The 1,328-nt window shown below is 73.6% G+C and carries 1 protein-coding gene; it reads right to left on the reverse strand.

The window, feature by feature from the left end; translation table 11 throughout:
• On the reverse strand, nucleotides 1-1,320 hold a 1,320-nt coding region (locus KYY02_RS33615), incomplete at its 3' end, for an amino acid adenylation domain-containing protein (protein WP_371244866.1).
• Between the last annotated feature and the right edge of the window lie 8 nt (nucleotides 1,321-1,328).

Here is a 1,328-nt window from a genome sequence, read left to right on the forward strand (position 1 = left end):
CAGGGTCCGCTCCACGGGAGTGCGCGGCGCCCGGCCCGCGCCCGTGGTGCCGGTGAGGTCGGGCACGGGCAGCGCCGCGCGGTCGAGCTTGGCGTTCGCGGTGAGCGGCAGTGCGTCGAGCAGGAGGATGTCGGAGGGGACCATGTACTCCGGGAGCCGTTCGGCGAGGTCCGCCCGGAGCGCGGCGGGGTCGGGCGTGCGTCCCGGTTCGGGCACGACGTAACCGACGAGGTGCTTGCCGCCGGAAGGGGTCTTCCGCACGAGGACCACGGCGTCGGCGACCGCGTCCTGTTCGCCCAGTACGCCCTCGATCTCGCCGAGTTCGATGCGGAAGCCGCGGATCTTGACCTGGTGGTCGGCCCGCCCGAGGAACTCCAGCACCCCGTCCGGGGTCCAGCGCACCAGGTCGCCCGTGCGGTACATGCGGGTGCCGGCCGGACCGGACGGATCGGCGACGAACCGCTCCGCGGTCAGCGCGGACCGGTGCGCGTAGCCACGGGCCAGCGCGTCACCGGCGATGTACAGCTCGCCCACCGCGCCGGGCGGCACCGGTCGCAGCCGGCCGTCGAGCACGTAGGCGCGCATGCCGTCACGGGCACGGCCGATCGGCACGCTGCCCGGTACCCGGGCCGCGTCCCGCATGGAGTGCTGGGTCGCGAACAGGGTGATCTCGGTCGGACCGTAGATGTCGGTGACGACCGTGTCCGGGCACGCGTTCAGAACGCGCCGCACGGACGCCGACGAGACCACGTCGCCGCCGGTCAGCACCTCACGGACGCCCGCCAGGCAGCCGGGGTCCTCCTCCGCGACCACCCGGAACAGTCCGGCGGTGAGCAGCAGCGAGGTCACGCCGTGTGTGCGCAGAGTACGGGCGATGGTGGGGACGTCGAGGTCGCCGGCCGGTGCGACGACGACCTCTCCGCCACCGAGCAGAGGCATCCACAGCTCATAGGTGGACGGGTCGAAGCCGTACGGCGAGTGCAGCAGCACCCGGTGCGGGCGCGCTTCGGTACGGGAGGCCCCGGCGCCGTCCCTCCAGCGTCGGTCGGTGGCCAGGCTCACCACCCCGCGATGGGTGATCTCCACGCCCTTCGGCTCGCCGGTGGAGCCGGAGGTGAACATCACGTAGGCGGCGCTGTCCGGCAGAACGCGCGGGGCGGGGGCCCGTACGGGGGTTCCCGTCCCCTCCGGACGGTCGTCGTCGCCGACCACGACCTCGTGCTCGATCCCGGGCAACCCGCCGGCGGCCGTGCTGCCGTCCGTGACCACGACACGGCATCCCGCCAGTCGTGTCATCGAGGTGAGCCGGGCCTCGGGCAGCTTCCCGT

The organism is Streptomyces pimonensis (assembly GCF_041380215.1).
GTDB classification, from domain to species: Bacteria; Actinomycetota; Actinomycetes; order Streptomycetales; family Streptomycetaceae; genus Streptomyces; species Streptomyces pimonensis.